We start from the raw sequence: 6363 nt of genomic DNA, 5'->3' as shown, positions 1-6363 counted from the left end.
GCGCATATCCTGCTCACAGGCGAATACAGGTGGAAAAATCGATGACGCCCAACCTTAGGGTGTCATTCTGCCCCCAGCCGGAGCAGACCCCTAGTGGCCGTATCCTGAAGTTCCTGCAGCAGTTGCCTTTGTTTTTTGCCGGAAAGGGCAGGGTGCTCGGGGTCACGTTCGCCCTCAAACCCGAGCTGCGCCCGGTCGAGAGACAGATCCACGTCTTCTGAGAACCGATGGATGATGTCATAGGCCTTGGATAGCGATGTCCCGCCCTTGAAGATCATGTGAGCGCCAAAAGAGGGCAGGGCGAATAGATGTTTCAGTGACCAACATACCCAGAAATCCTTCTCGACGATTGCTTTGGACAAACCAAGCTGTGCGGCCGATTCCTGAAAGGCCTCCTCACGGTTCTTTGGAGTATCGTTGGCAAACTGGTCCACGATCAGTTCCGCGCCACGATTTGCTGCACCACCGGGTGCATCCAGGCCGGTACATATCTACTTTGTTTTGCGAGCAAGGCGCGGTCCTTAATATCCAGATTGCGGGCCAGCGTGTCGACAACACGGCTATCCACCCGATTTTTGCCAACATAGCGTAACGCCTGAAATACGGCGCCGGTTTTCTGGCCTGCACCAACTAGCGTTTTGGATGATGCATTTCGAAACTGGATGACTTGTCGACCAATTGTCTTGGTGCGGGTCGGGCCGTCGGTCATATAAGTCGGCTTGGACGGCACTTGGGTCGACAGCCCCAACTGGTTGGCTGCCATGGCAGGGGAGGGCTGTAGAACCTGGTTGTCTTTGCGTGCAATCGCTTTGGCTATGTCATCGGCTGACGGAGACAACAGCCCTAATCGGGCGCTCTTTCTCGGATAGTCATAAAGCCCACGCGTTAACCGTCGGATCATCCCTTGATCCGCCAAACGCGACAATGCCTGATCCACGCTTGTGCGGGAGCCAATATCCAGAAAGTCGGTTGGCGCAAAGATTGCGCCCCGGCCTTTTCCGATGATGCGTTGTCTAATCGATGAGGTGATCATAGTTTTCTCCTTGTCAGAAAATATAATACTTTTTTCTGACATTCAAGTTAGGGGAATATCTGGGTGTTTTTGTAAGTAGGGCGGGAAGCGGTCCTTCTCTGCTACCTCGAACCCGTCAGCTCGAAAAGCTGGAAGCCGACGTTCAATCTAACCCAATCACTGTCTCCACTCTGCATCGCCGCGAGGCACCTAGTATCCGACGACTTCCCCCAGCACCTCTCCTGCGGCGCCGTCGGGTGGACGCGTGTCTGCGATGGCGGCAAGCGTCAGCGCCAGGTCGACCGTGTGCACGCGGCGCGAGACCCGCTGAGGCGCGAGGCCGAAGCCGGCAAAGGTGATGGGCACGTGAGTGTCATAGCGCCAGGGCGAGCCGTGGGTGACCGTGACCGACAGACCGTCGAAATCGTTGATGAACCAGCCGGGGCTGGTGACGAGGTAGATGTCACCCGAGCGGTCGGGGTTGTAGTTGTTGGCCACAGCCCGCATCAGCGCATTGTCGGGCAGGGCGCCCGTGCGAATGCGCGATGAGGGCACGGCGAAGGCGATGCCTTCGAAGGCCGAAAGCTCCTCTGCGATGGCGGTTTCCAGCGCGACAAGGTCAATGTCTGTGCGGCTGTGCACCTCGTCCGAGAGGGTCAGGTAGGGGTGGTCATAGCCTGCGATCAGCGGACCGGTAAGGCCAAAGCGCGCGCGGATGCGGTCGGCGGCGGGCTGGGTCGCCCAGTGCTCGGGGTTGACGTAGCCGCCCATCTCTCCCAGCTCGGCCAGGTATCCCGGCGCCTCGGGGGTGCCGTGATCGGCGGAAAGGGCGATCAGGGTGTTCTCAAGCCCGATCTCGGCGTCGATGAAGGCGAAGAGATCGGCCAGGGTGCGGTCAAGCCGGATCAGGTTTTCCTCGGCCTCCAGGCTGGAGGGTCCGAAGCCGTGGCCGACATAGTCGGTCGCCGAAAAGCTGACCGACAGGTAATCGGTGATATCATCCTGGCCCAGCCCCTCGGCTGTGATCAGGGTCTTGGCGAAATCGGCGGTAATCTCGTCCCCGGCGGGGCTGAAGGTGAGAAGCGTGGCGAAATAGGGGTCGTTCTTCCACGACAGCGGGTCGATGGTGGAATAGGGGTGCGGAAAGGTGCGTCCGAACCCGGCAAGGTCGGTTTCCCATGCCTGATCGTCGCGGTCACCGAAGAGGTAGCTGTCGATGGGATGGGTCAGCTCCCAAGAGGTGTTAAGGTAATTCTGCAGGAAATCCTTGGCGTTCCAGTCGGTCACCCAAGAGGGGTAGCTGTCATAGTAGTAGCTGGAGGTGACGAATTCGCCGGCGGATTTGGAGAACCAGAACGCTTTGCCCGTGTGGCCTGCCATTGAGACGGCGCCGCGATCCTTGACCGAGACGCCAAAGACCTTGGCGCGGCCCTGGGTGGCGATGGTGAGTTCATCGGAAAAGGTGGTGGTCAGGATGGCACGGGGCGAGCGGCCATCGGAACTGGCGGCAAGCTGGGTGGGGTCGACCTCGGTCTCGGGGTTGACATCGGCACCCTGGGTGAGGAGCGGATAGTCGGCGTCCTCGACATTGTAGATGGTGCGCCCGGTCGCGCGGTCGAACCAGAGGTTGCCGACCATGCCATGGGCCGCCGGATGCGCGCCGGTGGCCAGCGTGGTGTGGCCGACGACGGTTTCGGTGTTGGCGTGCGCATGGTGGGCGTTGTCATAGTAGACGCCCTGATCCATCAGATAGCGGAAACCGCCCAGCCCGAATTGGTCGTAGTGGCGGAACGGTAGGTCGCCGCGCAGTTGGTCGACGGTGATCTGGAGGATGAGGCGCGGCTTGTCCTCGGCTATTGCAGCGTTCGCCAAGGAAAACGCCAGGAACAAGATGCAACTGGCCATTTGGATAGGCTGTTTTACCAACATCGAAGGCTCCTTCCTCTCGTCGGTCGGCCCACGCGGTGCGCGGGCCGTGGCGTCATCAGTTTACGGGCAGGACATCCGGGAAGGTCCAGCTGCCATCGAGGATTTCGGCGCGCGGCTGGTAGAGCCGGACCGTGTAGTTCCAGCCCGGTGTGAGGGGGATGCAGTTGATCCGGCCGTCATCGCAGCCGCCGAAATGGATGGTGTAGGAGCCGTCCTCATTCGGGGTGGCCGAGGTGTTGTTGTAGCTGTTCCGCCCTAGATCGTTGGGCGCGAGGAAGCCGTCAGCGTCGTAAACGGTGATCGACCAAAACGCGTCCACCGGCACGTCCTGAAGCGTTACGGCGTGGGGGGTCTCACCGTCATTCTTGTCGACGGCGTCGACAAAAGCACTGGCCGTCGTGGCCGGTTGCCCTGCCCAGCCCGCCATCCCGATCAGATGGCCAAGCGGGTCCACCTCGTCGCGACGGCCGAAGGCGATGCTGGCATCGAGGCCGACGGCAGCGGCGAGGTCGCTGATCGCCTTACGCGCTGCTGCAAGGTTTTCAAGGTCCCAGTCCGGCGCCTCGAAGGGGCCAGTTCCGCCGCCTTCGAGGCGTATTCCGTCCTGTACCGCATGAGCGCGCGCGGCATCGTCGGGATCGCCGGCGTCAACAAAGGTGCGGAACAGGAGCATCGCGAAACGGGTTCCGACCTCGTCCTCGGTCAGTTCATAGGCACCGGGTTCGGCATAGGCGAAGTTGTAATGGTCCTGGCTGATCACCAGCACCGACTGGAATCGCCCGTCACCCTCGGGCAGCGTCACCGTCACCGGCTCGGACAGGTCGATGATGGCGGCCGAATACAAGGTGTCCTGGTTGGGTCGGATGATCGGCTGCGGTTTGTCAGCGGAGGTTACTTCGCGCTCATGGGCGATCTCGCCGACGCCAGTTCCGTTGTTCTTCATGGAGAGCCGGAACATCGTGTCGCTCTCGGCGCGCATGAGGTTCTGGATCGTGATGTCCTCGGCAAAGACGGGCGCGGATGCGAAGAGCGCAACGGCAAGAAGGAGATTTCGCATGTTCTCTGTCCTTTCTGTCAATTCGCGGGTTCGACGCCGGGGAAGACCCAACTTCCATCCAGCACCTCCGGCGCTGCTCGATAGAGCCGCACGGTGTATTGCCACCCCTCGACGAGCGGCAGGCAATTCACGCGCCCGTCCTCGCAGCCGCCCAGGTGCACGGTCATGGAACCGTCCGAATTGCGCGTTCCGCTGACGGAATTGACGACATAAGCGCCCATCGCGTTCGGCGCGAAATAGCGGTTCGCATCATAGAGGCTGACCGACCAGAAATCCTTGACCCGAACCTCGGCAGGCACTTCGATCTTGTATTTCCCGACCGGCAGGTTCGGCGAGATCCCGAGATAAAGTGCCTCATCCTCGGGCAATCCGCCCCAGCCCCCGGCCGTCCCGATGAAATGCCGCACCGGATCGACATCCTCCTTCTTGCCGAACATGTGGAAACTGTTCGGCAGGTAGGCGCCGACACCGACGGCGGCCTTAACAAGCCCCATGTAGCTCTCCTGGTCATAGGGCGGGACGATGAAGGGCTCGGACGAAGCGGCCTCGATCGACATCTGGTCCTGGATCGCATGGACGGCGGCCAGGTCCGCGGGGTCGGTCGCATCCAGCAGCACGCGCAGGTAGACGGCGACATAGGGCGTGTGGAACGTGTCCATGTCGAGCGTATAGGTGCCGCCGCCGTGGAAGACCTTGTTAAGGTAGTGATCCTGGTTGATGACCATCGCCGACATGTAGCGGTCGCCGACATCGGGAAGAGTGAAAGTAGCGCCCTCGCTGATATCGATGATCGCTGTGCTGTAGAGCGTATCCCGGTTCGCGCTGATGGTCGTCTGATTGTCGACGGGCATCATATCGCGGAAGTGGTAGAACTTGTTCACCCCTCTGGCGAGGGCAACATATTTGCCGAACTCGATGTCTGTCGCGGCACGGATAAAGTTGTCGACGTTAACCGGGATCTCGCGGGCGTCCACGAGGGCGTCGAGGTTGTCATCGGCGAACTGGGCCGAGGCGGGGGCGGCGCACAGGCTTGCGACAGCGGCCGCGATGGCAATGCTCTGAATTTGTTTCTTCATCGGATTTTCCTTCTCAGAAGTGTTTGGGCAGACATGCGCTTCCCGTCATCTTTGGAACACAAACTGGACCTGCAGGCGGAACCGCCAGCCCTTGGGCCCGCCGGCCGGGCTCTCAAGCCAATAGCCGGCGCCGGCCTGGAAATTTACGGGCCGCCCGGCAATGAGGGCGAGTTTCGAGACCGACGCGTTGATCGGCACCGACCAGGCGTCGGCCTTCCAGTCATAGGTTGACTCGCTCTGCAGAGAGAAGGTCCAGGCGTCTTCGGTCGAATAGGCGACGAAGGGCTGGAAGAAGGTGGCGCTGGTGGGCGTCGTGGGATTGCTTTCGACATCCCAAAGATGGTTGGCCAGGGCGCCATAGGTCCATGGGCCGGTCTGCTGCAGGGCGATGCCGGTGATGCCCGCCGCCCAGGTGTCCGTGGACACGTCGGACCCTGTCGGGATGCGGACAACGGGGCCGATTCCCCATGTCAGGTCCGTCTCGGTCGTTCGCGAATACCACGCGCTAAAGAGCACGTCGCCGATGCCGCTCTGTGACGTGCCGGGGATCACGTCCTCCTGCCAGACATAGGGGATGATCGTGCGCGTCACGATGTTCGCCCCATTGTCCAACGCAAAGGGGATCACCGGCTGCAGGTTCAGCGTCGTCCGGCTTCCCTGACCGGCGACGCCGATGTTCTGGTCATAGTTCAGCTGAAGCGGCACCGAGATGATGGCGGCCAGCGGGTTCGCAAGATCCTGCGCCAAATCAGCTGTGTCTTGCGCAGCGGCGGCAACTGGAAATAGCGTGCAGGCCGCGAGAAGACAGCGGTGCAAAAGCAGACACATAGACATCAGATACGCCTTCAGGGAAGCGTTTTTCGGGTCAGGCTGGCCGGTCATCCATCAAAGGCCGCCATCGTGTTCTTCACGGCGTCATCCACAGCGCCGGCGAGAAGCCGACCGGGATCGTCGTCGCAGGCGTCTTCCAGTTCCTCGGTGAACTCATCCCTCAGACCGGCGCGCTTGTCTTCGTCGGGCACCAGGGCCAGCACGTCGATCTGACGGTTGTAGAGCGAGACCGCGACCATCAGGCGGACGATCCCAGCAACCGCCTCGTCATCGTCGGGATAGGTCTCCAACACGCTTTCGCAGCTGTGATGCATGTGCGGCATCGCCTCGTCGAGCATGAGTTCCATTGCCTCATCGGCCTGGGCTGAGCATGCGAGAGTGACAAGACAGGCGGTAACGACCGCATGTTTCAAAACAGAATTCGGCATTAAGAAGCTTCCTTGCTGGGCCAGTTCAGG

7 protein-coding genes are annotated in these 6363 nt (G+C 61.0%); all 7 read right to left on the bottom strand.

Translation table 11 applies throughout. From position 1 onward, the window contains the following. Positions 1-62: 62 nt before the first annotated feature. Entirely contained in the window at positions 63-434 is a 372-nt protein-coding gene (locus ACR0AO_RS23365) for a nucleotidyl transferase AbiEii/AbiGii toxin family protein (protein WP_480608995.1), read from the bottom strand. Positions 435-436: 2 nt separating this feature from the next. Next, the gene (locus ACR0AO_RS23360) at positions 437-1033 is read right to left on the bottom strand and encodes a DUF6088 family protein (protein WP_480608992.1); all 597 of its coding nucleotides are present in this window, start codon (positions 1031-1033) and stop codon (positions 437-439) included. Positions 1034-1222: 189 nt separating this feature from the next. Next, complete coding sequence (locus ACR0AO_RS23355; protein WP_480608990.1) at positions 1223-2941, bottom strand: alkaline phosphatase family protein; 1719 nt, start codon at positions 2939-2941, stop codon at positions 1223-1225. A 55-nt stretch (positions 2942-2996) separates the two neighbouring features. Further along, positions 2997-3998: a DUF1214 domain-containing protein gene (locus ACR0AO_RS23350; protein ID WP_480608988.1), complete on the bottom strand. Its 1002-nt coding sequence runs from the start codon at positions 3996-3998 to the stop codon at positions 2997-2999. Between the two features lie 17 nt (positions 3999-4015). Next, positions 4016-5074: a DUF1254 domain-containing protein gene (locus tag ACR0AO_RS23345; RefSeq protein ID WP_480608987.1), complete on the bottom strand. Its 1059-nt coding sequence runs from the start codon at positions 5072-5074 to the stop codon at positions 4016-4018. Between the two features lie 45 nt (positions 5075-5119). Then, positions 5120-5908, bottom strand: a complete 789-nt coding sequence (locus tag ACR0AO_RS23340) for a transporter family protein (RefSeq protein ID WP_480608985.1) — start codon at positions 5906-5908, stop codon at positions 5120-5122. A 44-nt stretch (positions 5909-5952) separates the two neighbouring features. Beyond that, the gene (locus ACR0AO_RS23335) at positions 5953-6333 is read right to left on the bottom strand and encodes a hypothetical protein (RefSeq protein ID WP_257600359.1); all 381 of its coding nucleotides are present in this window, start codon (positions 6331-6333) and stop codon (positions 5953-5955) included. Positions 6334-6363 lie beyond the last annotated feature (30 nt).

The organism is Ruegeria sp. AF8, from assembly GCF_056541825.1.
Note: the sequence above shows the minus strand (reverse complement) of the source record. Positions and strands in the feature narration are given on the sequence as shown.

What these genes read in the sequence shown, in the direction of transcription:
- ACR0AO_RS23360 (WP_480608992.1), bottom strand. Translation starts at nt 1,033, where the DNA reads ATGATCACCTCATCGATTAGACAACGCATCATCGGAAAAGGCCGGGGC.
- ACR0AO_RS23355 (WP_480608990.1), bottom strand. Translation starts at nt 2,941, where the DNA reads ATGTTGGTAAAACAGCCTATCCAAATGGCCAGTTGCATCTTGTTCCTG.
- ACR0AO_RS23350 (WP_480608988.1), bottom strand. Translation starts at nt 3,998, where the DNA reads ATGCGAAATCTCCTTCTTGCCGTTGCGCTCTTCGCATCCGCGCCCGTC.
- ACR0AO_RS23345 (WP_480608987.1), bottom strand. Translation starts at nt 5,074, where the DNA reads ATGAAGAAACAAATTCAGAGCATTGCCATCGCGGCCGCTGTCGCAAGC.
- ACR0AO_RS23340 (WP_480608985.1), bottom strand. Translation starts at nt 5,908, where the DNA reads ATGTCTATGTGTCTGCTTTTGCACCGCTGTCTTCTCGCGGCCTGCACG.
- ACR0AO_RS23335 (WP_257600359.1), bottom strand. Translation starts at nt 6,333, where the DNA reads ATGCCGAATTCTGTTTTGAAACATGCGGTCGTTACCGCCTGTCTTGTC.